This is a genomic window from Paenibacillus sp. BSR1-1 (assembly GCF_030403775.1).
In the GTDB taxonomy this organism is placed as follows: Bacteria; Bacillota; Bacilli; order Bacillales; family Cytobacillaceae; genus Neobacillus.
In genome coordinates this window covers 108,580-131,852 of record NZ_JAQMWQ010000004.1, presented here as the reverse complement: position 1 = coordinate 131,852, position 23,273 = coordinate 108,580, and the positions used below count along the sequence as shown (strand labels likewise).

The window sequence follows — 23,273 nt, the reverse complement described above, 5'->3', positions numbered from 1 at the left end:
GATTTAAAGTTAGGTGATGGTTTTGCTGGATGCTAACAAGGCACGAGATGCATTAAAAGATATTTTAAATAAGAAGGAATACCATGTTTACAACAATCATACAAAGGGCTTTCTGGAAACGTTATGGGAAAGGGCGAAAGAATGGATAAGCAACAAGCTTGAAAACTTGTTTCCTTCTATCGAATCTGCCAGTCGATTATCTGGCCCAATCCTAATTGCCATCATTGTTATCGTTATAATAGGTTTAGCGGTTGTTGCTTTTTTCCTTATCCGTAATAGCAGGAGAAACCGACTGCATCGGGAGCAAAAACCGCTCAATTCAATACAGGAAATAAATTGGTCGTTTCAGCAGCACTTACAAGAAGCAAAGCGGCAAGAATCAATAGCAGATTACACACTAGCAACCCGCCATTTATTCTTAGCTTTACTGCTTTACTTCCATGAAAAGGGCTGGCTTGAAGCAAGAGTGTGGAAAACGAATTGGGATTATTATGATGAACTACGAAAAGTCAATAGGGAAATCGCGGATCAATTTTATAACCTTGCATCTTTTTTCGATGAGGTAACTTATGGGGAACAAAAAATTGAAAAAGAGGCGTTCCTTCCATTTAAAAATGGCGTTAGAAATTGGCTGCTTGAAGAGCGTCAAGAAGCAGGGAGGGAGGAGACCCTTTGAAAAATAAATATTCCAGCAGGAAAACTTGGCTTTTGCTTATTTCGGTTTTAACCCTTTTTATCCTTATTAGTTACTTCACCTTTTCACCTAAGCCACAGTCCTTTCCAAGATATGTGACCGATTCTCCCTCTCCCACCGGTGTAAAGGCTATTTATACATACTTAAATAAAGAAACGGATGTTGCCATTTGGGGGAAGCCGCCAGAAATGCTGCCCCATACAACAAAGAATAAACTTCTTATTATGATCGAGCCATCTATTCAGCTTACGAAAGAGGATATGCAAAAATACGTCTCTTTTATAGAGAACGGTAACACGATTTTGTTATTAAAAGACGATCCTAAAGGGATGTTTGACGTTAAAACCGTATCCACTAAGGATACTGCTTCTAACACTATATTTGATAGTGAAAATAGAGTTGTCAAATCATTAGTGAAAAGTAGTCATCGCCTAAGAACCAGTGACCAAGACAAAATTCTTCTTTATGATCATTTAGGTCCTATTGCGTTAAAACGGACCCTTGGCAAGGGACAATTAATTGTTGGAGTAACACCTGAATGGATGACAAATCAAAATATCTTAAAGTTAGATAATTTGTCTCAAATCCTTCTATTAATAAACGAAGGAAATTCAAACGCGATTTTGTTAGATGAGTACATTCATGGCCAATGGAATGACACAGGGTTTTTGTCAGCCTTTCCTAAATGGTTGTTGCTTATTTTCCTTCAAGGAGCATTAGTAATCATTCTTTGGCTATGGTTGAAGGGAAAGCGGTTTGGCCCGATTTTCATGACAAGGGAGGAAACTGTCCGCTTTAGTGATGAAGGAATTCGTGCCTTAACAGCCTGGTATCTTAAGGGCAGGCGCTATCATGATTCCATAATCATTCAAGCAGACTATGTAAAACTCCTTCTCCAAGAACGATGGGGGATTCCCTACAGCCGGCAATGGCAGGATCTGCCTAATTATTTAGAGCGAAAGTGGCAGCAAATACCGACTAGTGAAATTCTGCCATTTATCAATGGATTGGCCCACGTTTTAGAAAAAGAAAGAATCAGCAAGCAGGAATACTTGCTTTGGTCAAAAAAGCTAGATCAATTGAGGAAAGAGGTTGAGGCAGGATGAAAACGGAGTTAACATCCTTTTTAGAAAAATACGAAGAGAGGATATTAGGACAAAGTTTAAATCTAAAGCTCCTTTTATCTTCGATACTAGCAGGAGGACATGTCTTGCTTGAGGGGGTCCCAGGAACAGGAAAAACACAAATGGTTCGAACTTTGGCAGGTTTGCTTGGAGGCGGTTTTACCCGTATTCAATTTACCCCTGATTTACTTCCTAGTGATATCACTGGAAGCACGATATACAATATGAAGGATAGTACGTTTCAAACTATAAAGGGCCCTATTTTTACAAATATTCTATTGGCGGATGAAATTAACCGGACTCCTGCAAAAACCCAGGCAGCTCTTTTGGAGGCGATGGAGGAAAAGCAAGTAACAATCCAAGGTGAAACCTATCAACTGCCGGAAGTATTTTTTGTCGTAGCCACACAAAATCCAATTGAATTTGAAGGAACATACCCGCTCCCAGAAGCACAGCAGGATCGCTTTCTGTTTAAACTACATATCGACTTCCCTACGTTTGAAGAAGAGAAGGATGTACTAAAAAAAGTCATTGAAAAAAGCTTTGATGAAACTTTAATCACTAACGTTCTGGATATGGATACATTTGTTTCGATTAGAAGAGAGATTGAGAAAGTAACGCTTAGTGAAAGTGTGATCGATTACATCATGCAAATTGTCCGAAGAACTAGAGAATCAGAATCAATTCGTTTTGGGGCAAGTACAAGAGCAGGAATATCGATTGGAAAAGCGGCTCAAGCCTGGGCCTACCTTAATGGGAGAAATTATGTAACCCCAGATGATGTGAAAATCACGGCCAAACCGGCCCTAAGACACCGTATTCAATTATCCCCGCATGTGGAATTGGAGGGAGCAACCGTTGACCAAATCATTGAAGAGCTTGTGGGCTCGGTTCCTGTTCCAAGATAGAGGGATATTGCCGACTCAACGATTATTGCTCCTATTTTTGATACTTTCCCTTTTTTTAATGCTTGGCTCTGTATGGGGTGTTTCATGGGGATATGTCTTTTTCGTAAATGGATTTATTTTTTTGGCAAGTCTAGCCGATCTTTTATTTTCACCTAGAAAAAATCAGCTTTTCTTTAGTCGTTTCCTTTCAGAGGAAATGGAAAGAGGGATTAACTATTCTTTCAAAATTAATGTAAGGAATGAATCAGTGTATCCTTTTTCCTATCGCTTGATAGATGGACTCCCACAGTCCTTTGATCAGGGAGTTCCTCTTGCAGGATCAATCCCTAAGGAATCTGCCTCAACGATTTCTTATGAAACGACTGCAAAGGAAAGAGGTAAATATGAGATTCAAAAGCTTTATTTTCGTTATCGCAGTCTTTTGGGATTGTGGGAAAAGCAAGTAACAGTGGATTTAGCAGATACAATAAAGGTTATTCCTGATTTAACTGAGACAAAGCAATATTTAGAAAATGCCCAGCAATTTTTGCTGCATGAAGGATTGAAAATTCGTAGACAGAGAAGCGGTGCGGGAGATTTTTCAAAAATAAGAAGCTATGTGGTCGGGGATGATCCGCGAAAAATTAATTGGCGTCAAACGGCCAAACTGCATGAAGTCATGACAAATGAGTATGAACCGGAGCATGGCAAGTACATCACCATCTTAATTGATTGCGGAAGAATGATGGGGGCTGAATTGAAGAAGGGAAACCGCTTAGAAAGAACTCTTGAGGCGGCAATTACCTGCACGGCGGCCGCTCTCCAAAAGGGTGATTATGTGTCTGTGCTGGCCTTTTCAAAAGAAATAAAAGTTTATGTCCCGCCAGCAAAGGGGATGGCTCACCTTCAGACAATCCTGCAAGCCATTTACAACTTGAAAGTAGATGCTGCAGAATCCAATTATGCTGCTGTCCTTCAATATTTAGAAATGGTGCAAAAGAAACGAAGTCTGCTCCTGTTATTTAGTGATGTTCGCACTTTTCTCCATGAAGAAAGTGCCCTTATCTATTTAAAAAAGCTGAGGCAACGACATCTGTTTTTAATGATCGGAATTGAAGATCTGTCATTACAACGAAGAATAAATCAGGAGCCAGTTGATGTTCAGACAGCGATGCTAAAAAGTATTGCTGAGCAGCAAAATCTAATAAAGAAAAGAGAGAAAAATAAGTGGGAAAAACAAGGCCTCCAAATGATTGAGGCCAAAGAAGAAAAATTAGCAATTACGGCCGTTTCCCATTATATTGACATTATGAATCAAAACCTTTTATAGTTTTAGTTTTCGTAATTCTTAGCTTGCCAATGACGACATAAAGGATTAAGCCAACAACAGTTAAGATAGCGACCAGGTATTTTGATTCTAAAGAAATTGCGGCGGGTGTGATAAAACCTTCAATCACACCTGCAATAACAAAAAGCGGAATTGTCCCTAATAGAAGCTGAACGGAACGCTTGGCTTGATTTTTTAATTGGTAACCCCTTGAAAGCTGCCCCGGGACAAAGAGCTTGTAGCCCATTAATAAACCTGCGCCACCGGCAATAAAAATGGCTGTAAGCTCAATCATGCCATGGGGTACAATAAAGGCCCAAAAATCATAGGATTTGTCATGGTGCCAGAATAGGGCAGCAAGCGCTCCAATAAGGATGCCATTGTAGACAAGCAAGTAAATGGTTAGGAGTCCAAAGGTTATCCCTCCGGCAAAAGCTAAGATCGCGACTTTGATGTTATTTGTCATGATACTTGCTGACATCAGGGAGGAATCGACTGCACCCCGATCACTGCCAACTTGTTCAGGGTCAACTCCTTGAGCGATATTGGCAGGAATTAGAGAATAAATGTGGAGGGGATCATTATAGACCGAAATAAAGCTCCCCAAAGCACCAATGGTAAATAGAAACATCGCAACAACAACGAATTTCCATTGTTCTAAAAATAGGCCGACAAATTTGGTTCCGAAAAAATAACGAATTTGTTTAAAGCTTGAAACTTGGTCCTTGTATAAAAGGTTATGGGATTTAGCTACAAGTCCGTTTAAATACTGCGTTACTTCATCATTTTGGAAGTAGGTCTGGCTGTACGATAAATTCTGTGCAGCTTTTTGGTAAAGCCGATTAAATTGCGTAATATTATCACCTGTAATGGACTTTCTGCTTTTACTTAAAGCTGAAATCAGCTGTTCGAGCTGTTTCCAATCTTCTCGATGCATTTTAACAAATTGCTTTAGATTCATTTCGACACCTTCTCGTTTAGTCAGGCTTGGATTACTATTCCTAATTATAGTAATTTTGTAGAAAAATAGGAACAGAAATAGAAAAAAACATCCTTGTTTTAGGGGGACTTCTTTTGTATCAGGACAAAATGGATATCAAAACACCAGAATATGTATCACTACAGTTTCAGCTTTCCGGTTTAGGGAGCCGGGCAGCCGCTTTTTTAATTGATCAATTAATTTTATGGGCAGTTAACGCCGTAATTATTATTATCTTAGTAATTATCATGAAAAATGAAACTTTTCTTCCGATATTTTTTGCCGAGAATACAATCCCTATTGCCATTGTGATCATTGCTTTGTTTATTATTAATTGGGGCTATTTCTTTGCCTTTGAGTTTTTTTTAGGTGGAAGGACGATAGGGAAAAAGATATTGGGAATTAGAGTCATTCAGGAAAATGGCCATAGCATCACCTTGCTCTCAAGCTTTATCCGTAATTTGATGCGGATCATTGATTCCTTGCCAACAGCTTATTTACTTGGCATGATCATGGTATTTTTCCATTCAAAGCATAAAAGACTTGGCGATCTCGTTGCGGGCACAATTGTCGTTCACGAGCGCAAGGCGAAACGGAAAAAGAAGCTTTCACCAATAGAAAAAGAAATAGAAAACAGAGGCTTATCCAAAAATGAGCTATCGATTGACGAATGGGCGTTAAAATCATTCGGTATGAAGGATTGGAAGCTACTGAGTACATACGTCAGCCGTTTTCAGCAATTACCTGTATCAGAAAGGAATGCTTTAACAAAGCAGATTTCCGATATTTTGCTGCCGAAAATAGGTTTAGGTGTGGAAGAGAAGGATGAAGGGGAATTAGAAAACATTCTATTGGTGCTCTATTTAATCTTAAGAGACGAATGGGAGTTTGAAATTTAACACATACTTCTTTTATGAAATTTTTCCATAAAGAAGTATACCTATGCATTGGTATGAAAAATTGAATCAATACTTTCCAGTTGAGGAAATGAAATCAAAAGAACATATGGAAACCCTGCTAAAAGAACGTTCCGATATTTATCATAAGGATGAGGGACCCAATCATGTTTTAATGTACGTTGAACTCGACAATTTTGTTTTTATCGATTACCTTTTTGTATCAAAAAATGCCCGCGGCCAGGGACTTGGTCATAAACTGATGGAAAAAATGAAGCAAAAGGGTAAACCGATTATTCTTGAAGTGGAGCCAGTTAACTACGAAGACAGTGATACAGAAAAGCGGCTGCGTTATTATAAACGGGAAGGCTTCGAGCATGCCCATTCTATCGGGTATAGAAGGCGGTCGCTGGCGACCAATGAAATCAATGCAATGGAAATCCTCTATTGGGCGCCGAACAATGAATCTGAAGAGATGATTTTTGAAGCGATGAAAAAAACATATGACTTGATTCACACTTATAAGGATCAATACTTTTATGGTGAGTCCTATCAGCCTGTTGAAGAGGTTCTGACCTTTAAAGAAGATTCTCAGAATGAAAATATATTAGATAATTTGGAATAGCTGCCGGAATAGCAAGGCAGCTCCTCCTGACGAGCACATAGGAAGTTTGCCAAAAGATGGGGCCGTTATTATCATCACTTCCTCATATAACGGTAAACCGCCTAGGAATGCACGGAAATTTGTTCATTGGCTGGATCAGATAGATGAAAGGGAATTAACTGGAGTTCGTTTTGCAGTGCTTGGATGCGGAGACCGTAACTGGGCTAGTACCTATCAGGATATACCAAGATTAATAGATGAAAAGCTTGCGAGTAAAGGGGCTGAAAGATTTTCAATTCGAGGAAGCGGATGCAAGCGGTGAATTTGAAAAACAAGTGGAAGTCTGGAAAACGCAATTATTGATGGATGCATGCAAGGTTTTTGGGCTAACTCTCAATAAACATAGAGAAGCAGAGGGAAAGGAATTGAGGGTTCAATTTATTCATAATTCAAAGGATTCTTCTTTTTCTATGAAGTACGATGTCGTACAAAGTAATATCAATCGCATTCTCCGACGTTTTCAATTCAATGGGGATGAACAAGTGGTTATCTCAACCAGTAGAAAAGGAGTTTCTCATTTGCCGTTCAATTATCCTGTAAGTTTACATGAGCTTCTGAGCCAATATGTAAATTTAGAGGCACCTGCGAGCCGCAAACAAATCCTGGAACTAGCTGCGTATACGGTTTGTCCTCCTCATAAATATGAATTGGAAGCTTTGGTACACGAAGGGGTTTACGAAAAACATATTGTCGAGAATCAAGTTACGATGCTTGACCTATTTGAAAAGTATGAGGCTTGCGAAATGCCATTTGAACATTTTTTGGCGCTCTTGCTGCCTTTGAATAAGTTACCCCGAATAACAACTTAAAAGAACCGCAAAAGCCTGGTTTAACCTGACCAGGCTTTTGCAACTTAATATGGAAATTGTGAAGAGTAATTGCTGAATTGCTGATAAGCTTGATCAATTTTTTGCTGCTCCTCTGCTTCAAGCTTATACCAGCCATTTTGAAACATTAATAAATACAGCTCCCGACAGCTTTGGTGCGTTTCGTTCAGAATTTGAAGTAAATCAGCATGCAGCTTATCATGGCTAGCTTCACGTACAGCAGTGTTTAAGCTGTCCGTTAAATACTTGCAAGTGCTGAGTCCATCATTTAAGAAGTCACGGTCGTTCATCTCAGGGCTTTTTACTGTCGGTAATTGTCCGGTTTGCGGGTTCGCAATTTGATTTGGGTTTTGCGACTGCTGACTTTGCATTTGCTGATTTGGCATTTGTTGATTTTGCATTCACTGAACCTCCGTAGTTATTAATTCGGCTACCATTACTGTTGCTGCGTTTTAGGCAGGCTGGCTAATATCGAATTGTTATCGACCTGCAGATGGGATAGTAAACTTTGATAATGATTTTGATGCATTTGTCCGGCTTTATCCAAAGCTTGCTTAAATTGTGGATTGGTTGCATTCTGTGCTAAAAAATGAAATTTCTTAAAAGCTAAAAGCTCCCAGGATAAAGCATCCTTTATATAAGATAGATCTTTTGTGGTGATTGCAGGCGGTGGATTGGGAATAGGTACTTGATTAGTCTGCATAGTAAAGCTCCTTTCAAGTTTGATTCAATTCTATTCATAATGTGTTACGTACAAGAAAGTTTATACATAATACTTAGGATGAGAAGAATTTGGATTGTTTGACAATATACCCTTTAGGGTATAATATAAAGCATGTCAAAGTTGTTCCTTGTTTTGAAAAAAATATTAAGGAACAGGATCTGGAGGCTATTACTATGGATTACAATGATCAGGTTAAAAATAGAGTAAAACGGATTGAAGGGCAATTAAGAGGAATTTTACGATTAATGGAAGAAGATAAGGACTGTAAAGAGGTTATTACTCAATTATCTGCGGCTAGAACAGCAATTGACCGAACAATAGGTGTAATTGTTAGTTCAAATTTAGTCGAATGTGTTCGTAAAGCCGAAGAGTCTGATGGAAAGAGTGCTGAAGATTTAGTGAAAGAAGCCGTTAACCTTTTGGTTAAAAGTCGATAATCCATTCTTTATATAGGGAATGTTAGGGATAGTCGGTGCCAATATTAATTACCCGATGTCTTAAATGAAATAGGGAGGAACAATCATGGTTAAAATTACACATGCTGCAATAGTAAAAATTACAAAAGAAGTTCAAGATGTTATTGACGAAGGAAAAAAGCCGTTTATCCGCTTAGCTATGGGAATTGGCTGAGGGGGGCCACAGCTTCGTCTGACTCTGGAGGAGTCAGCTTTAGGTAATGATGAAATCACAGAACAAGATGGAATTCAATTTTTAGTCCATGAAAGGGACAAGGTCTATTTTGATAATGCTAAAATTGACTATATTAACTCCGTATTCGGAGGCGGGCAATTTAAAGTGCTTCGGGTTTAATTATTAACGGTGATAGATAAAAAAATGAGTGTCAAATTGTATATAAATTTGACACTCATTTTTTTGTGGTTGAATCGTTTATTCAATCAAGATTTCTTAAATGGTTTTCTAATAGAAAACTTTATTTCATATTAATGAAAAATACGTTGACATTCCATGTGCATGTTTGGTATCTTATAAAAGAACAAAAGTTCATATAGGAAAACTTTATGGAAAAATTTTTTTGCTTAATTATCTCGAATTAATAATAATCAAATTTGAGGTTTATAAATAAAACCATAAAGTGGGGAGGAATAACAATGAAATTAAAAAACGAAAAAGCATAGGGGGCAATTTCAGACCCATCCGTTAATTGTATCCATTTGAAAATCTAATTTTTATAAATTTGATCATCTAAAATACCATATTAGGGAGGAAACACATTATGTTTTTAAAAAACGAAGTAGGAGCACTTATTTTACGAGTAACATTAGGCGCAATATTTTTAATCCATGGGATTGTAAAGTTTCAGGGGGGAATTGAAAACATTGTAGGTTGGTTCAGTAGTATTGGATTGCCAGGATTTATGGCATATGCTGTTGCATTGATTGAAATTATTGGGGGCATTGCTTTAATTATTGGATTGGGAACAAGAATTGTTTCTGCTTTATTTTCTATATTAATGATTGGGGCAATCCTAAAGGTAAAACTTTCTGTTGGATTTTTAGGAAATGGTCAAATGGCAGGATATGAATTAGATTTAGGATTTTTAGCAATAGCAGTTTTTCTAGTAATCAGCGGTAGTAAATTAATATCAATCGATCAATTTTTTTCTAAAAAGGATTCAAATGAAATAAAAAAAGCTGCATAAGAATGAAAAAACATTTAAGCCATTTGTGAATTTTTATTTTCACAAATGGCTTCCTCTTCCTCTTAGAACTGTCCTGCTTCTCTTGCAGCAGCAATGCTATTTCTAGCAAAATCTTCTGCAGACATGCCAACATTCTCCCAATGAATATACATTAAACGTGGATTTTCAAACAGCCAATGGTTATGAAAGGCAGTTACGATAAGGCCTCTTTTCCGTAATGCTGCAATAAATCGATTAAGTTCTCTTTGGAGAACAACTGATTCACCAAGATTTAGACCATTATTTTCAAAGGATAACATAAACGGAAGTGCAAGCGGAGAACGCGTGCGGCGACCTAAAATTGTTGCTTTAATATCGCGCAGGCGCATCACTGTACACACAGGTGCTGCTGAAATAACCTCGCCGCCGATAATATTGGCCAATCGTTGGCAAGTTGAAGCACTTATTTCCCTAACATCACCACGTGAAGTTCTTGTCATTCTTTTGCTTGAGTGATGCCCTGTAAGGTTTGAACTAGATTCAATGTCCATATCCATCTGATTGCTAACGCGACTGTTTGAATGATGCCCAGTCATCCTGGAGCTTGATTCCATTTCTAATTCCATTTCTGATTCCAACTGATTTCTATCAAAAGAGCTTATATCAGTATCACTATTAAAAGATCTGAACCAATTTTCAAAAACGTCTCTTCTTTCCATTAAAACCACCTCCTTGTCCTAATCTAATAAACCATTATTTTCGAAAAAAACCTGCCTCTTTTACAGCCTCAAAACTATTTCTAGCAAACTCAAATGGATCTCCAACATTCTCCCAATGCATATACATTAACCGCGGTTCTTCAAACAGCCAGTGGTTATGGAAAGCAGTAACGATAAGACCTCTTCTTTGTAATGCATCCATCAAAGCATTAGCTTCTCTTTGAAGGAGTACAGTTTCACCGAGGTTAAGGGTTCTTCCTCTTACATTGTTTTCAAAGGAAAGAGCAAATGGCAGGGCTAATGGGGATTGAGTGTGGCGGTCTAAAATCGTAGCATTTATATTACGAAGGCGCTGAACCACACATACTGGCGTTGACGCGATGACCATACCTCCAATAATATCGGCTAATTGTTGGCATGTTGATGTACTAATGCCTGCAACAGAATTACGGTTACTATTTCTTTGTGCAGGACGCCATACTGAACTTGCTCCCATTTCATTATTGAAATTATTTCTTTCCAATTTATCACCTCCTTGTCCAACCAATCTCACTTAACAGTTTATGCAGAGAATTTGGACAAGAATGGATTAGTGACAGGGGACGAATATCTTTTTAAGAATATTTAGGAGATAGTATTACAAAAAATATTATGTAATGATTGTAATCCGTAAGTTGTTTATAGATTAACAGGGTAAGTAGAACCATCTAATGAATAGAAACTAATGTTGAAGGATATTTGCAAAGCACGTGAACAGAACTCTGAAGGGGTATATCATTATGTAGAAAAGGCAGATGATGAACTTGAAATCAATAGTCAACTCTTATTATGTGAACTGGCTTTGAATAGCAAGAATGAAAGGTATGCCGCCCATTCATTGGTTTTGAAAAGCAGATTTGCAAAGGTAATATCCTTTTCTAGCTTTCTCAAGTTTATGTCCTTATCTTAGAATTGATCATTATAATTTTATAAAAACAAAAAAACGGAAGTTCAATTAGAAGATGAGAATCTCTAAATGAATTTCCGTTTTTTTTATTCTGAAATGATTAAGTTGGTATTTGTTTTTTCGAATCCATTGACCCAGCTTTTATCTAGGTTATGGTCGGTAATAATATAATCCACTTTATCCAGTTGCGTAATACTCACGGTGACATCCTTTCCAAACTTGGTACTGTCTGCGGTAACATAGATTTCTTTCGCTAATTCAATAATTTTTTTTCTGGTGATGGCTTCTTCCAAATTATAGTCCGAGATTCCTTTTTCAATAGTGATCCCGCCTGCGCAAATAAATGCTTTTACAATATTTAATTCACTAAAGTTAAAAATATAATCATAAGCTACAACGGACTGCTCACTATGCCTTACTTTCCCGCCAATGATAATGATTTCAATATCACTATTCAATAGTTCACTGATCACAGGGATGGAATTCGTAATCACCGTAATATTTTTCTTATTTTTAATATAGTTTGCAATTTGAAAGGTGGTTGATCCGCTATCGATAAAAATACAATCACCATCATTAATGAATTCACTGCACACTTGTCCGATTTTTCTTTTTTCTTCTATGTGACCTGCCATTCGTTCTGACATCTCGGATTCCCCAAAAGCAGTTTCTACCATTTTCACTCCACCGTAGATCTTTTCAATTTTCCCCTGCTTGTCCAGTAAGTTCAGATCCCTGCGAAGAGTTTCAATGGAAATTTCGAGTTTTTCCGTAAGCTCAGATAGTTTTAGGACTTTTTTTATCTTTAACAGGTCCATTATTTTTTTTTGCCTTTCAACTGGAAGCATATCTAATTCACCCATTCAAAGTTTTCATTTGTCATTGTATTACATTGAATCAATTGTATTTTACTAATTATGTTAGTTAGATTCAATGAATTTATTGTAAAGTTTTGTTCAAAGTTTTATAAAAGTAGTCAAAAGTTGTTAATGAATTATATATAACGTGTTCAAAATTTACGTTAGATTTACATAAATCCGTAATGGAATTTACAAACACAATTTATACTAAATTTGTGCTAGAGGAGGTGGAAAGTTTGCTGAAACTACAAAATATTAGCAAACACTTTACTGGGAAAGTTGTATTAGAGGATATAAATCTTGACATACAAGCTGGTGAAATCGTTTCGTTACTAGGTCCAAGCGGAAGCGGGAAAACGACTCTATTAAATATCATCCTTGGATTAACACAAATGGACCATGGAAAAATCTTCTTTGATGGAACGGATATCAGTAAGCTTTCAATGAAGAAACGCGGCTTTAATATAGTATTCCAAGATTATGCCCTCTTTCCTAACTTAAATGCATACGAAAACATTGTGTATGGTTTAAGAAATAAGAAGGGATCGATAACGAAACAAGAGTTACAGGAATATATTGATTTCTTAGAATTAAATCCGCATTTAACAAAGAGAATTGGTGAGTTATCTGGGGGGCAAAAACAGAGGGTGGCTCTTGCTCGAACGCTGGTAATGAAGCCGAAAATATTGTTGCTGGATGAGCCTTTAAGTGCATTAGATGGGGTGATTAAAGAATCCATTAAGGATCGAATTAAATCTATTGCAAGAGAATTTCAACTTACGACGATTATCGTGACACATGATCCGGAAGAAGCACTAACCTTATCCGATAAAATCCTAATTATTAATCAAGGAACTATTTCCCAATTTGGAACACCGCAAGAAATCATCAGTCAGCCGAATAACGATTTTGTTGAGGAATTTATCCTTAATCAGCTGCACATCAAGAGAAACAATATCTATAAATTATTTGGTGAAAAATATGCCTAAAGTAAAACCAGAAATGCGAGCCATCCTTGTCATTATATTTTTGTTATTCATTGTCTTTCTATTATTGCCACTAGCTGTTTTGTTGGTTCGTTCCTTTGAAACGAGTCATGGGTTTGGGTTGGTAAATTATCAGTCCATGTTTTCAAATAAAGACTTATTTGAAGCGATTCAAAATAGTATTCGGGTTTCAACAATGACAGCTATCATCACAACGATTTTGTCCTTTACACTTGCCTATACGATCAATTGCACGAACCTTAATCGTTCAATAAAAGCCGTGATTAAAACGGGAATTCTAGTACCGATGCTGCTCCCTACCATCACGTATGGATTTGCGATTATGTACTCTTTTGGTCAGCAAGGGTTACTAACAAAATTATTTGGAAGACCTTTATTCGAGATTTATGGATTTAACGGATTATTAATTGGCTATATGATTTATACATTGCCTGCTTCGTACCTTCTGATGAATAATTCCTTCCAATACATAGATAAAAAAATGACGATCGTATCTAAGTTAATGGGCGATCGGGCAATTAAAAGCTTTATCAATACATCGGTACGTCCTTTAGTAGGAACGATCGGCGGTGCTTTTGTTCTTTCCTTTATTATGAGTTTTACAGATTTCGGGATACCGGCTTCATTGGGAGGGACCTATAACGTAGTTGCCACTCAGCTGTATCAAGTCATGTTAGGAGCTCTTCCTAATTTTAATCATGGAGCGGTCATCGCTGTTTTGATGTTGGTACCTGCCATGATTGGGGTTATCCTATTAAACTATCTTGAAAAATTTAATTTTCATTATGACAAGATGAGCCAAATCGAGCAGATTCCGCATAAATACAGGGATATTGGAATGGGAATCATTTCTTCAATCGTTGTATTATGCATGCTTTCCGTTTTTGTCGTGATGTTTATGGCGCCATTTGTAAACAGTTATCCTTATAATTTAACATTTACCTTTCACCACTTTATTGATGTCTTTCAATCTAGTGATTTAACGCGGGTCTTTAAAAATTCAATATGGATTGCGGTATTGACTGCGTTTTTTGGTACATTCATTGCGTATGGAGCAGCCATGCTGAATGTCCGTTCCGCCATGAAAAAACAAACGAAATTATTGATTGATATCCTTTCGATGATTACGAACACAGTACCTGGAATGGTCTTAGGCTTATCTTATTTACTGTTTTTTAATGAAAGCAGTTTAAAAGGAACATTCACCATCATCGTTTTATGTAATATTGTTCATTTATTTACAACGCCATATTTAATGGCAAAAAACGCTCTCGCCAAAATGAACCCTGTTTGGGAAACGACAGGCGAGTTGATGGGAGATAGTTGGATCAAGACGGTTTATCGCGTCATTCTCCCGAATTCGGCATCCACCGTAATGGAGATGCTAAGCTACTATTTTATTAATTCCATGGTGACGATCAGCGGGATCATCTTTTTAGTTACAGCCGAGACCTCTTTGGTCGCCAGCAAAATTAAAGATTTGCAGCATTTTCAAAAATATAATGAAATCTTTGTTTTATCTTTACTGATATTCATTAGTAATTTATTCATCAAGCTCTTAAGTGATTTTTTTCAAAAAAACAGATCCAAACATCGTGATAAACGATGGTTGAATAAAAAAATAAGTCAAAGAGAGGAAGTATTATGATGAAACATGCAAAAAAAATGTTGTTGGCCCTTTTAGCTTTAACCCTGCTATTTTCTTTAGCAGCGTGTAGTAGTGACAAAGCAAATGCAGGTGAAAAAGTAGTCATTTATACAAATGGTGACGATGCTGCGGTCCAAGCGATGGAAAAAGCCTTAAAAAATGCTGGCTATGATGGGAAATATGTTTTTCAAACGTTCGGCACTTCTGAACTCGGCGGAAAGCTGATGGCTGAAGGGGATCATATTGAGGCCAATTTAGTCACCATGAGTTCATACTTTATCGATAGTGCCCAAGAAAAAAACGACATGTTCAAAAATTTATCGTTTAAAACGAATGCAATAGAAACATACCCAGCCTATTACACGCCCATTTTAGCGAATACAGGTGCGATTTTTGTCAATACGAAAGTCATGAAAGAAAAAGGCTTACCAATGCCAACTTCTATTAAAGATTTAACGAAGCCTGAATTTAAAGGCCAAGTTTCCATTCCAAATATCATGGATTCTTCCACAGGCTGGCTATTAGTTCAAGCGATCATTAGTAAATATGGAGAAGAAGAGGGCAAACAAATTCTTCATGATTTAGTTGCCAATTGCGGTCCGCACCTCGAAAGTTCAGGTTCAGGTCCTATCAAGAAAGTGGAAGCAGGTGAAGTAGCAGCTGGTTTTGGGTTGCGTTATCAAGCCGTGTTAGATAAGAAGTCCGGTTTACCGATTGATTATGTTGATCCAACCGAGGGGAACTTCTCGCTTACAGAATCGGTTGCCGTGGTGAAAAAGGATGATGCTGTAACGAAGCTGGCGATGAAAATGGCAGAAGTGATTATTAAAGACGCTAGAAAAGATTTGATTGCAGATTATCCAGTAGCTCTTTATCAAGGTGAAACTGTTAGTGATATTCATAAGCCAGCAAACACGAAGAAATTTGATAAACCTCTGACAGTCGACTTATTAGAAAAGCATCAGCAATTTTTCAATTCAGCAAAATAGATTAGCGGGGAGAGATGGAACATGAATCATTACAAGCTATTAACACCTGGACCACTGACTACCACCAGAACGGTTAAAGAGGAAATGCTCTTTGACCGTTGTACATGGGATCAGGATTATAAACAAATTACACAAAAGATTCGAGCACAGCTTCTTCAGTTAGCCTTTGCGTCGCAACAGGAATATACAACTGTCCTGATGCAGGGAAGCGGAACATTCGCTGTTGAATCGGTGATGTCTACTGCTATTTCAGTTAAGGATAAGGTTCTGATTGTAACGAACGGTGCCTATGGTGAGCGAATTGTAAAAATGGCCCAATATTTGGGGCTGAATCACCTGGAATATAGAGTGGATTATAATCAATACCCAAATGAAGATGAATTACGAAAAATTTTAGATAAAGATCCACAGATTACCCATATGGTGATGGTTCATTGTGAAACCACAACGGGAATTCTAAATCCTCTCGACATGATCTCCAGACTGTCGAAGGAATATGGAAAAACCTTAATTATTGATGCGATGAGCAGTTTTGGCGGCATAGAAATCAATGTCTCTGCACTTGGAATTGACTATTTAATCAGCAGTGCCAATAAATGCATTCAAGGGGTTCCAGGGTTTGGATTTGTGATCGCCAATATCGATAAGCTATCAGCCTGCAAAGGAAATTCACACAGCTTGTCATTAGATTTATATGATCAATGGAAGGAAATGGACAAAGAAGGAAAGTGGCGCTATACATCCCCAACACATGTTGTGGCTGCCTTTTCAAAAGCGATTGATGAGTTAGTGGAAGAAGGCGGCATTTCCGCAAGATTTGCACGCTATCAAAATAATAATCGTCTTTTAAGAGAGAGACTTGAAGAAATAGGTTTCCATACTTATATCTCATCCGAACAGCAATCACCAATTATTTCAACGTTTCTTTTTCCGAATGAAAAGTTCAGCTTTGCTGACTTCTATTCCTATGTGAAAGAGAAAGGTTATGTCATTTATCCTGGAAAGCTCACAGACGCAGACACGTTCCGAATTGGAAACATTGGCGAAATCTATGAAGAAGACATTCACGAGTTATGTAACATCATTGAAGAATATATGGGAGTGGTGGCAAAATGAACAAAATAGAAGGAGTAATCTTTGATTGGGCAGGTACAACCGTTGATTTTGGATGTTTCGCACCTATTCATGTATTCGTGGACATTTTTAAAGATGCCGGCATTTATGTGACCATGGAGGAAGCAAGAGCTCCGATGGGAATGTTAAAAATTGATCATATTCGGGCGATGTTATCTATGTCCAGAATATCAAAATTATGGGAAGCAAAATATGGAAGACCCTTTAATGAACAAGATGTGGAAAACTTGTATCAAAAATTTGAACCTGCCCTTTTGGCTTCCTTAGCCGACTATACCGATCCCATTCCGGAGATCATTGAGACCGTTCAAGAATTAAGGAATCAAGGTTTAAAGATTGGTTCCACGACAGGTTATACCGATAAAATGATGGATATAGTCGTTCCAAATGCGAAGAAAAAAGGCTATAGTCCAGATTTTTATCTTACACCTGATGCAACGAATTCGGTTGGAAGACCTTATCCTTACATGATTTATCGGAATATGGAACAATTAAAATTATCGGCATCCTGGAAGGTTATAAAGGTAGGCGATACCATTTCAGATATTCAAGAAGGGAATCATGCTGGAGTATGGTCCGTTGGTGTTATTATTGGAAGCTCTGAAATGGGATTAAGATTAGATGAATTTAATGCGCTATCTTTATCGGATAAGGAAAAGGCCATATCTAAAACAGAACAATCCTTTATGAAAAATGGGGCCGATTTTACAATCAGGTCCATGAGTGAGCTGCCATCGTTAATTAATGAGATTAATGAAAGGATCGCAGAAGGAGAGAGACCAAATGCAAGAGCATTATCGTTTAGGGCGTGAGGTCTTTACTCCTGATGGGAGTAAAATCCTTGTAACCGAACTTACTTCAAATCATCTAAGTATATTCCATGTTAATAAAAATGGTATGGTTACGGACCAATCGATTCAGTGAATAGACGAGTTGCTAAAATCAAAGCGACGGTATTGGTGGCTTTCTTAATTACTTAATAATAGGCGAGAGGGAACTTAATTTCATTCAAGTTCCCTCTTTTATTTTATACAGCGGAGTATTATTTTAATGTTTTCAGCCATGCAGCCATTCCTGGCGCATCCTCTTTGGATACTAAACCAGACGGCATATTGCCTCGGCCGTGTTGTACGATGTTCTCAATTTCCTTTTCCGATAACCGGGAACCGACTCCTTTTAAAGAAGGGCCGACTCCACCCTGGTATTGATCTCCGTGACAGCCTACACAGGTGGTCTTATAAATGGCTTCTCCGTCCACTTTGGATACCGCGCCTCCTTCTTTTTGACCTTCATTCTGAGCAGGTGGTTCTTTGGCCTCATTCTGACCAGGTGTTTCTTTTGCCACTTCTTTTTGATCTTGCACATTGCCGAGTATAAAAAATCCACCAATTCCTATCACAAGGATGGCCAGGGCAATCAAAAAAGTTTTCATAAAATCGCCTCCTAATTATCTTGCTTTGGTACAAGAAATGAAAATGATGTGCACACTCGAAATACCCTATGATATAAGTATGGGCAGTTAAAAGGAAACTACGCATGAAAGAGGAAAACTTCAATTTTTTGGGGGCTTTTGGTTTTTTAGTAAAAGAAGAAGGATAAAAGAACATAGATAGCTTATGATTTAATATATAATCAAACAATTGGGAGTGGTTTAAATTATTAATGCAATCGTTTTATTTGTTTTAGCTGGTTTGGCAGAAATTGGAGGTGGATACCTCATTTGGTTATGGTTAAGAGAGGGATACCGATTTTATTGGGGGATTATGGGAGGATTAATCCTGGTTGTATACGGTATTATTGCTACGTTTCAATCATACCCATCATTTGGTAGAGTTTATGCTGCATATGGTGGGGTGTTTATCATTCTTTCTATAATTTGGGGATGGGGCATAGATAAGAAAACACCTGATTTATTTGATTGGATAGGCGCAGGAATTTGTTTAGTTGGTGCTTCTGTAATATTATTTGCTCCACGCCATTAACAGTATGGATTAATAAATTACACAAATAACAGTAAAAATCAAAGACTATTTCATAGTACCATAATAGTCTTATTTTAAAATTTAACTATTGACTTTATACCTATAGGGGTATAATATAGAGCTTGTCAATGACATTGTTTAATTGACGGAGGCTTACATGGCATTAGTAATTTTAACAGGTAGCATTTAAAAAGTGTTGACACCCTCTTTTCATTTTACTAATATAAATACCCATAGGGGTAGTCAAAAAACCAAAAGGGAGGAATAAATAATGAATGTAACAAAAGTAGTTGATGCTAAAGGTTTAGCTTGTCCAATGCCAATTGTTAAAACAAAGAAAGCGATGAATGAACTTGAATCCGGTCAAGTATTGGAAATCCATACTACGGATAAAGGAGCTAAGAATGATCTTACCGCTTGGGCTAAATCTGGTGGTCATGAATTATTGAAACATGAAGAAGAAGACAAAGTATTAAAATTTTGGATTAAAAAAGGATAATTTTTTTAAAACAAAATATACCCATACTGGTATACGTTTATAAATTAACTATCAGGAGGTCACAAAATGACAGAAAAGAAAAAGACAACAATCGTTTTATTTAGCGGAGATTATGATAAAGCAATGGCTGCTTATATTATCGCAAATGGCGCAGCTGCTTATGATCACGAAGTAACCATTTTTCATACGTTTTGGGGATTAAATGCCTTACGTAAAGGTGAAAATATTCCGGTAAAAAAAGGGTTCATGGAAAAAATGTTTGGGAAAATGATGCCAAGAGGCGCAGATAAAATGGGTCTTTCCAAAATGAACTTTGCTGGGTTTGGTCCCATAATGATTAAAGATATTATGAAAAAGCACAACGCGATGTCTTTACCTCAATTAATCGAAATGGCACAAGAGCAGGATGTAAAACTTGTAGCATGTACCATGACAATGGATTTGTTAGGTCTTAAACAGGAAGAGCTATTAGATAACATTGAATATGCAGGAGTCGCTGCTTACTTAGCTGATGCAGAGGAAGGTAATGTAAACCTGTTTATTTAACGAAGGTTTTGGCGGCATGAGTGCTTAGTCTTAAAAAATTGTTATTAGGAGGAACGTAAAAAATGAAACAAATGACTCCAAAAGAAGTAGAAACATTACTAAAAGAAGGAAAGAAATTAAACATTATAGATGTGCGCGAAGTGGATGAAGTTGCGGCTGGCAAAATCTCAGGTGCGGTAAACATTCCATTAGGATTAATTGAATTTCGTATGCATGAATTAGAAAAGTCAAAAGAATATATCATGGTATGCCGTTCGGGAGGCAGAAGTGGTCGTGCAACGCAATTTCTTGAAAGCTATGGATTTAACGTATTCAACATGGTTGGTGGAATGCTTGCTTGGGAAGGTAAAGTGGAATAAATTTTTTTAACAAAAATAATACCCTTATAGGTATAAAAACAGGAGGTCTATCATGAATAACATAAAAGCAAACGTAACTTTAGATGCAAAAGGATTAGCTTGTCCAATGCCGATTGTAAGAACAAAAAAGGCAATGAATAACTTGGTGGCAGGACAAGTATTAGAAGTTCAAGCTACAGATAAAGGGTCCAGAGCTGACATGAAAGCATGGAGTGAAAGTTCGGGACATCATTATTTGGGAACTATCGAGGAAGGCGAAGTATTGAAACATTACATTCGTAAATCTTCAAATGATGAATTCAATGAAAAAAATCACCCAAATGTTATCAATAATGAAGAACTAGAGAAAAAGCTTGATGCAAATGAAAATATCGTAGTAGTCGATGTAAGAGAAGCTGCAGAATATGCTTTTAACCATATTCCTAACGCAATCTCCATTCCATTAGGTGAACTGGAAGACAGATTAAATGAATTAAACAAACAAGATCAAATCTTTGTAGTTTGCCGAACAGGAAATCGCAGCGATCTTGCTGCAAAAAAATTAACGGAAAATGGGTTTACTATTGTCATCAATGTTGTTCCGGGAATGTATCAATGGACTGGTGAAACTACAGGAATTAATCGTTAAGACATATTTTTTTAATTAATTCAATACCATAGGGGGTAATTTAGAAATGGCTGTCAATGTAATGACTTCAAAAGAGGTAACGAAGAAGGTTTTAAATAGAGAAGCGTTATTTATTCTTGATGTACGTAATGAAACTGATTTCCATGATTGGAAAATAGAAGGTGAAAACTTTGAGTACTTAAATATTCCATATTTTGAATTACTTGATGGTATAGAAGAAATCATTGATAAAATTCCTACTGATAAAAAGGTATTAGTGGTTTGTGCTAAGGAAGGCTCATCGGTAATGGTAGCAGAAATGCTTTCTGATGCAGGGTTAACCGTTTCATACCTTAAGGGGGGAATGAAGACATGGAGTGAACATTTAGAACCGGTTAAAGTGGGGGACCTAACTGATGGTGGCGAAATTTATCAGTTTGTTCGAATCGGTAAAGGATGTTTATCTTACATGGTGGTTTCAAACGGTGAAGCAGCACTGATTGATGCAACTCGTATGACGGATATCTATCTTGATTTTGCTGAAAGTATTAGTGCAAAAATTACTCATGTATTTGATACTCACCTTCATGCGGACCATATTTCTGGCGGTCGTACAATTGCTGAGAAAACTGGAGCAACCTATTGGCTACCACCAAAGGATGCCACAGAAGTTACCTTTGATTACCAGCCATTAAAAGACGGTAACAACGTCGAAATCGGAACCGTGAAAATCAATATCCATGCTTTATATACACCAGGTCATACCATTGGTTCTACTTCCTTTATTGTCGATGAAAAGTTCTTACTTTCAGGTGATATTTTGTTTATTGACTCAATTGGAAGACCAGATTTAGCCGGCTTGGCACAGGATTGGGTTGGGGATTTAAGAGAGAGTCTATACAAACGTTATCGAGGTTTAGCTGAGAATTTAATGGTCTTACCTGCTCATTTTATGATTATAGATGAATTAAATGATGATGGCAGTGTAGCTGAAAAATTAGGAACTCTATTTTCCAATAATCATGGTTTAAATATTGAAGATGAAAATGAATTTAGAAAATTGGTGACAGAAAACTTACCGCCACAACCAAATGCTTATCAAGAAATTCGTGAAACGAATATGGGAAAAATCAATCCTGACATTGATCAGCAACGAGAAATGGAAATCGGTCCAAACCGTTGTGCGGTCCGTTAATCATGAAATAGGAAGCAATATAAAGAAATGACGTTTTAAAATTCTGGATTAATAAAGGTTAATAATAAAGTGGGAACCAATCGGGGTTCCCTTTTCTAAAGAGGAGGACATCATGGGTATTAGCTTAATGATTACGATCTTCCTAATGGGGGTTGTGGGCTCTTTTATTTCTGGGATGTTAGGGATTGGCGGAGCTATCATCAACTATCCGATGTTGTTATATATTCCAGTTATCCTTGGTGTAGGTCATTTTTCTGCTCATGAGGTTTCAGGTATTACAGCCATCCAAGTGTTTTTTGCAACATTAGGTGGTGTTTTGGCTTATCGTAAAGGTGGTTATTTAAATAAATCACTTATAGCATACATGGGTATAAGTATTTTAATTGGAAGTTTAATTGGGGGTTTTGGGTCCACTCATATACCGGAAAGAGGTATCAACATTGTATATGGTATATTAGCATTGTTAGCTGTTATCATGATGTTTGTCCCAAAGAGAGGAATTGATCATATTCCGTTGGAACAAGTCAAGTTTAACAAATGGCTTGCAGCGCTGCTATCCTTCATAGTAGGGATTGGGGCTGGTATTGTAGGAGCGGGAGGAGCATTCTTGTTAGTGCCAATTATGCTTGTTGTGTTAAAGATTCCAACAAGGATGACCATTGCCTCTTCCTTAGCCATTACACTTATTTCATCAATTGGGGCTGTTACAGGTAAAATCGCAACAGGACAATTGTCAATTTTACCTTCACTTATCATGGTTGTTGCCAGTTTAATTGCATCACCGATAGGAGCAAACGCTGGGAAAAGAGTTAATACCAAAGTGTTGCAAGTCATTATGGGGATTTTAATTTTGGCGACTGCAGTGAAGACGTGGATAGGAATTTTATAATCTTGGGGTATTATTTATAGATATTTAATAATTAATATTTTTAAATGATCGTAATTATTTTTATTTTAATAATCTTTAAAGCACTTTCATGAAGAAAGTGCTTTTTTATTTTATCCATATCCTTTTTGTTCC

Annotated in this window: 30 protein-coding genes; 23 read left to right on the top strand and 7 right to left on the bottom strand. The window is 37.2% G+C overall.

Features of this window, described 5'->3' with window-relative positions; genetic code table 11:
- The first annotated feature begins 22 nt into the window (after window positions 1-22).
- Genes PH210_RS08590 through PH210_RS08575 form a run of 4 tightly spaced genes read left to right on the top strand, consistent with a single transcriptional unit; the run spans window position 23 to window position 4,035 of the window.
- The gene (locus PH210_RS08590; protein ID WP_289984635.1) at window positions 23-676 is read left to right on the top strand and encodes a DUF4129 domain-containing protein; all 654 of its coding nucleotides are present in this window, start codon (window positions 23-25) and stop codon (window positions 674-676) included.
- Window positions 673-1,800: a DUF4350 domain-containing protein gene (locus PH210_RS08585; protein ID WP_289984634.1), complete on the top strand. Its 1,128-nt coding sequence runs from the start codon at window positions 673-675 to the stop codon at window positions 1,798-1,800. The genes PH210_RS08590 and PH210_RS08585 overlap by 4 nt, the downstream gene beginning before the upstream one ends.
- Entirely contained in the window at window positions 1,797-2,726 is a 930-nt protein-coding gene (locus PH210_RS08580) for an AAA family ATPase (RefSeq protein WP_289984632.1), read from the top strand. The genes PH210_RS08585 and PH210_RS08580 overlap by 4 nt, the downstream gene beginning before the upstream one ends.
- Entirely contained in the window at window positions 2,677-4,035 is a 1,359-nt protein-coding gene (locus tag PH210_RS08575; RefSeq protein WP_289984630.1) for a DUF58 domain-containing protein, read from the top strand. Before PH210_RS08580 ends, PH210_RS08575 begins: the two co-directional genes overlap by 50 nt.
- Here the strand turns inward: PH210_RS08575 and PH210_RS08570 are convergent.
- Window positions 4,013-4,993: a stage II sporulation protein M gene (locus PH210_RS08570; RefSeq protein ID WP_289984628.1), complete on the bottom strand. Its 981-nt coding sequence runs from the start codon at window positions 4,991-4,993 to the stop codon at window positions 4,013-4,015. The two genes, PH210_RS08575 and PH210_RS08570, sit on opposite strands and share 23 nt — an antisense overlap.
- A 113-nt stretch (window positions 4,994-5,106) precedes the next feature.
- Here PH210_RS08570 and PH210_RS08565 point away from each other — a divergent pair, with 113 nt between their 5' ends.
- From PH210_RS08565 to PH210_RS08550, 4 genes are read left to right on the top strand one after another with little or no spacing between them, the layout of a single operon-like run.
- Window positions 5,107-5,910, top strand: a complete 804-nt coding sequence (locus tag PH210_RS08565) for an RDD family protein (protein ID WP_289984625.1) — start codon at window positions 5,107-5,109, stop codon at window positions 5,908-5,910.
- Between the two features lie 43 nt (window positions 5,911-5,953).
- Window positions 5,954-6,532 carry a GNAT family N-acetyltransferase gene (locus tag PH210_RS08560; RefSeq protein WP_289984623.1) on the top strand — a complete coding sequence of 193 codons (579 nt, stop codon included), beginning with the start codon at window positions 5,954-5,956 and terminating at the stop codon, window positions 6,530-6,532.
- Window positions 6,533-6,578: 46 nt separating this feature from the next.
- Window positions 6,579-6,833, top strand: coding sequence for a flavodoxin domain-containing protein (locus PH210_RS08555; protein ID WP_289984621.1), 255 nt, complete (start codon window positions 6,579-6,581; stop codon window positions 6,831-6,833).
- On the top strand, window positions 6,769-7,380 hold the full coding sequence (locus tag PH210_RS08550) for a ferredoxin reductase domain-containing protein (protein WP_289984619.1): 612 nt from the start codon (window positions 6,769-6,771) through the stop codon (window positions 7,378-7,380). The genes PH210_RS08555 and PH210_RS08550 overlap by 65 nt, the downstream gene beginning before the upstream one ends.
- Before the next feature lie 44 nt (window positions 7,381-7,424).
- On the opposite strand, the gene PH210_RS08545 is transcribed toward PH210_RS08550, so the two are convergent.
- Both PH210_RS08545 and PH210_RS08540 read right to left on the bottom strand, forming a co-directional pair.
- Window positions 7,425-7,799, bottom strand: coding sequence for a spore coat protein (locus PH210_RS08545; RefSeq protein WP_483312091.1), 375 nt, complete (start codon window positions 7,797-7,799; stop codon window positions 7,425-7,427).
- Window positions 7,800-7,834: 35 nt separating this feature from the next.
- Window positions 7,835-8,101, bottom strand: a complete 267-nt coding sequence (locus tag PH210_RS08540; protein ID WP_289984617.1) for a ferritin family protein — start codon at window positions 8,099-8,101, stop codon at window positions 7,835-7,837.
- 194 nt (window positions 8,102-8,295) lie between these two features.
- Here PH210_RS08540 and PH210_RS08535 point away from each other — a divergent pair, with 194 nt between their 5' ends.
- Together PH210_RS08535 and PH210_RS08530 are read left to right on the top strand one after the other, a co-directional pair.
- Window positions 8,296-8,559, top strand: coding sequence for a metal-sensitive transcriptional regulator (locus PH210_RS08535; RefSeq protein ID WP_289984615.1), 264 nt, complete (start codon window positions 8,296-8,298; stop codon window positions 8,557-8,559).
- A 797-nt stretch (window positions 8,560-9,356) separates the two neighbouring features.
- On the top strand, window positions 9,357-9,782 hold the full coding sequence (locus PH210_RS08530) for a DoxX family protein (RefSeq protein WP_289984613.1): 426 nt from the start codon (window positions 9,357-9,359) through the stop codon (window positions 9,780-9,782).
- A 62-nt stretch (window positions 9,783-9,844) separates the two neighbouring features.
- Here PH210_RS08530 and PH210_RS08525 read toward each other — a convergent pair whose 3' ends face one another.
- From PH210_RS08525 to PH210_RS08515, 3 genes are all read right to left on the bottom strand, one after another.
- The gene (locus tag PH210_RS08525; protein WP_289984611.1) at window positions 9,845-10,480 is read right to left on the bottom strand and encodes a DUF1259 domain-containing protein; all 636 of its coding nucleotides are present in this window, start codon (window positions 10,478-10,480) and stop codon (window positions 9,845-9,847) included.
- 34 nt (window positions 10,481-10,514) lie between these two features.
- The gene (locus PH210_RS08520; RefSeq protein ID WP_354669970.1) at window positions 10,515-11,003 is read right to left on the bottom strand and encodes a DUF1259 domain-containing protein; all 489 of its coding nucleotides are present in this window, start codon (window positions 11,001-11,003) and stop codon (window positions 10,515-10,517) included.
- A gap of 509 nt (window positions 11,004-11,512) precedes the next feature.
- Window positions 11,513-12,274: a DeoR/GlpR family DNA-binding transcription regulator gene (locus tag PH210_RS08515; RefSeq protein WP_289984607.1), complete on the bottom strand. Its 762-nt coding sequence runs from the start codon at window positions 12,272-12,274 to the stop codon at window positions 11,513-11,515.
- Window positions 12,275-12,522: 248 nt separating this feature from the next.
- Between PH210_RS08515 and PH210_RS08510 the strand changes: the two genes are divergently transcribed.
- The 6 genes from PH210_RS08510 to PH210_RS08485 are packed head-to-tail and all read left to right on the top strand — an operon-like array spanning window position 12,523 to window position 17,988.
- Complete coding sequence (locus PH210_RS08510; protein ID WP_289984606.1) at window positions 12,523-13,275, top strand: ABC transporter ATP-binding protein; 753 nt, start codon at window positions 12,523-12,525, stop codon at window positions 13,273-13,275.
- Complete coding sequence (locus PH210_RS08505; protein ID WP_289984605.1) at window positions 13,268-14,941, top strand: ABC transporter permease subunit; 1,674 nt, start codon at window positions 13,268-13,270, stop codon at window positions 14,939-14,941. Before PH210_RS08510 ends, PH210_RS08505 begins: the two co-directional genes overlap by 8 nt.
- Complete coding sequence (locus tag PH210_RS08500; RefSeq protein WP_289984604.1) at window positions 14,941-15,930, top strand: extracellular solute-binding protein; 990 nt, start codon at window positions 14,941-14,943, stop codon at window positions 15,928-15,930. The genes PH210_RS08505 and PH210_RS08500 overlap by 1 nt, the downstream gene beginning before the upstream one ends.
- A 21-nt stretch (window positions 15,931-15,951) precedes the next feature.
- A complete protein-coding gene (gene phnW / locus PH210_RS08495) occupies window positions 15,952-17,046 on the top strand; it encodes a 2-aminoethylphosphonate--pyruvate transaminase (protein WP_289984603.1) in 1,095 nt (364 codons plus the stop codon).
- Window positions 17,043-17,876: a phosphonoacetaldehyde hydrolase gene (gene phnX, locus PH210_RS08490; RefSeq protein ID WP_289984602.1), complete on the top strand. Its 834-nt coding sequence runs from the start codon at window positions 17,043-17,045 to the stop codon at window positions 17,874-17,876. Before phnW ends, phnX begins: the two co-directional genes overlap by 4 nt.
- Complete coding sequence (locus tag PH210_RS08485) at window positions 17,848-17,988, top strand: hypothetical protein (protein WP_289985008.1); 141 nt, start codon at window positions 17,848-17,850, stop codon at window positions 17,986-17,988. Before phnX ends, PH210_RS08485 begins: the two co-directional genes overlap by 29 nt.
- A 118-nt stretch (window positions 17,989-18,106) precedes the next feature.
- On the opposite strand, the gene PH210_RS08480 is transcribed toward PH210_RS08485, so the two are convergent.
- Window positions 18,107-18,496 carry a c-type cytochrome gene (locus PH210_RS08480; RefSeq protein ID WP_289984601.1) on the bottom strand — a complete coding sequence of 130 codons (390 nt, stop codon included), beginning with the start codon at window positions 18,494-18,496 and terminating at the stop codon, window positions 18,107-18,109.
- Window positions 18,497-18,719: 223 nt separating this feature from the next.
- Between PH210_RS08480 and PH210_RS08475 the strand changes: the two genes are divergently transcribed.
- From PH210_RS08475 to PH210_RS08445, 7 genes are all read left to right on the top strand, one after another.
- Window positions 18,720-19,046 (top strand): YnfA family protein, encoded by a 327-nt coding sequence (locus PH210_RS08475; RefSeq protein WP_289984994.1) that lies wholly within the window; start codon window positions 18,720-18,722, stop codon window positions 19,044-19,046.
- A 271-nt stretch (window positions 19,047-19,317) separates the two neighbouring features.
- Window positions 19,318-19,545 (top strand): sulfurtransferase TusA family protein, encoded by a 228-nt coding sequence (locus PH210_RS08470; RefSeq protein ID WP_289984600.1) that lies wholly within the window; start codon window positions 19,318-19,320, stop codon window positions 19,543-19,545.
- 66 nt (window positions 19,546-19,611) lie between these two features.
- Window positions 19,612-20,091, top strand: a complete 480-nt coding sequence (locus PH210_RS08465; RefSeq protein ID WP_289984598.1) for a DsrE/DsrF/DrsH-like family protein — start codon at window positions 19,612-19,614, stop codon at window positions 20,089-20,091.
- A gap of 62 nt (window positions 20,092-20,153) precedes the next feature.
- Window positions 20,154-20,450 (top strand): rhodanese-like domain-containing protein, encoded by a 297-nt coding sequence (locus tag PH210_RS08460; RefSeq protein ID WP_289984596.1) that lies wholly within the window; start codon window positions 20,154-20,156, stop codon window positions 20,448-20,450.
- A gap of 52 nt (window positions 20,451-20,502) precedes the next feature.
- Window positions 20,503-21,078, top strand: coding sequence for a sulfurtransferase TusA family protein (locus tag PH210_RS08455; protein WP_289984594.1), 576 nt, complete (start codon window positions 20,503-20,505; stop codon window positions 21,076-21,078).
- A gap of 46 nt (window positions 21,079-21,124) precedes the next feature.
- Window positions 21,125-22,252, top strand: a complete 1,128-nt coding sequence (locus PH210_RS08450; RefSeq protein ID WP_289984593.1) for an MBL fold metallo-hydrolase — start codon at window positions 21,125-21,127, stop codon at window positions 22,250-22,252.
- 112 nt (window positions 22,253-22,364) lie between these two features.
- Window positions 22,365-23,141: a sulfite exporter TauE/SafE family protein gene (locus PH210_RS08445; protein ID WP_289984592.1), complete on the top strand. Its 777-nt coding sequence runs from the start codon at window positions 22,365-22,367 to the stop codon at window positions 23,139-23,141.
- The last annotated feature ends 132 nt before the right edge of the window (window positions 23,142-23,273 follow it).

Excerpts from the sequence above, each read along its gene's own strand:
- PH210_RS08580 (WP_289984632.1), top strand. The coding sequence starts at position 1,797 with ATGAAAACGGAGTTAACATCCTTTTTAGAAAAATACGAAGAGAGGATA.
- PH210_RS08570 (WP_289984628.1), bottom strand. The coding sequence starts at position 4,993 with ATGAATCTAAAGCAATTTGTTAAAATGCATCGAGAAGATTGGAAACAG.
- PH210_RS08560 (WP_289984623.1), top strand. The coding sequence starts at position 5,954 with ATGCATTGGTATGAAAAATTGAATCAATACTTTCCAGTTGAGGAAATG.
- PH210_RS08550 (WP_289984619.1), top strand. The coding sequence starts at position 6,769 with ATGAAAAGCTTGCGAGTAAAGGGGCTGAAAGATTTTCAATTCGAGGAA.
- PH210_RS08545 (WP_483312091.1), bottom strand. The coding sequence starts at position 7,799 with ATGCAAAATCAACAAATGCCAAATCAGCAAATGCAAAGTCAGCAGTCG.
- PH210_RS08540 (WP_289984617.1), bottom strand. The coding sequence starts at position 8,101 with ATGCAGACTAATCAAGTACCTATTCCCAATCCACCGCCTGCAATCACC.
- PH210_RS08535 (WP_289984615.1), top strand. The coding sequence starts at position 8,296 with ATGGATTACAATGATCAGGTTAAAAATAGAGTAAAACGGATTGAAGGG.
- PH210_RS08530 (WP_289984613.1), top strand. The coding sequence starts at position 9,357 with ATGTTTTTAAAAAACGAAGTAGGAGCACTTATTTTACGAGTAACATTA.
- PH210_RS08525 (WP_289984611.1), bottom strand. The coding sequence starts at position 10,480 with ATGGAAAGAAGAGACGTTTTTGAAAATTGGTTCAGATCTTTTAATAGT.
- PH210_RS08515 (WP_289984607.1), bottom strand. The coding sequence starts at position 12,274 with ATGCTTCCAGTTGAAAGGCAAAAAAAAATAATGGACCTGTTAAAGATA.
- PH210_RS08505 (WP_289984605.1), top strand. The coding sequence starts at position 13,268 with ATGCCTAAAGTAAAACCAGAAATGCGAGCCATCCTTGTCATTATATTT.
- PH210_RS08500 (WP_289984604.1), top strand. The coding sequence starts at position 14,941 with ATGAAACATGCAAAAAAAATGTTGTTGGCCCTTTTAGCTTTAACCCTG.
- phnW (WP_289984603.1), top strand. The coding sequence starts at position 15,952 with ATGAATCATTACAAGCTATTAACACCTGGACCACTGACTACCACCAGA.
- phnX (WP_289984602.1), top strand. The coding sequence starts at position 17,043 with ATGAACAAAATAGAAGGAGTAATCTTTGATTGGGCAGGTACAACCGTT.
- PH210_RS08485 (WP_289985008.1), top strand. The coding sequence starts at position 17,848 with ATGCAAGAGCATTATCGTTTAGGGCGTGAGGTCTTTACTCCTGATGGG.
- PH210_RS08480 (WP_289984601.1), bottom strand. The coding sequence starts at position 18,496 with ATGAAAACTTTTTTGATTGCCCTGGCCATCCTTGTGATAGGAATTGGT.
- PH210_RS08470 (WP_289984600.1), top strand. The coding sequence starts at position 19,318 with ATGAATGTAACAAAAGTAGTTGATGCTAAAGGTTTAGCTTGTCCAATG.
- PH210_RS08465 (WP_289984598.1), top strand. The coding sequence starts at position 19,612 with ATGACAGAAAAGAAAAAGACAACAATCGTTTTATTTAGCGGAGATTAT.
- PH210_RS08460 (WP_289984596.1), top strand. The coding sequence starts at position 20,154 with ATGAAACAAATGACTCCAAAAGAAGTAGAAACATTACTAAAAGAAGGA.
- PH210_RS08455 (WP_289984594.1), top strand. The coding sequence starts at position 20,503 with ATGAATAACATAAAAGCAAACGTAACTTTAGATGCAAAAGGATTAGCT.
- PH210_RS08450 (WP_289984593.1), top strand. The coding sequence starts at position 21,125 with ATGGCTGTCAATGTAATGACTTCAAAAGAGGTAACGAAGAAGGTTTTA.
- PH210_RS08445 (WP_289984592.1), top strand. The coding sequence starts at position 22,365 with ATGGGTATTAGCTTAATGATTACGATCTTCCTAATGGGGGTTGTGGGC.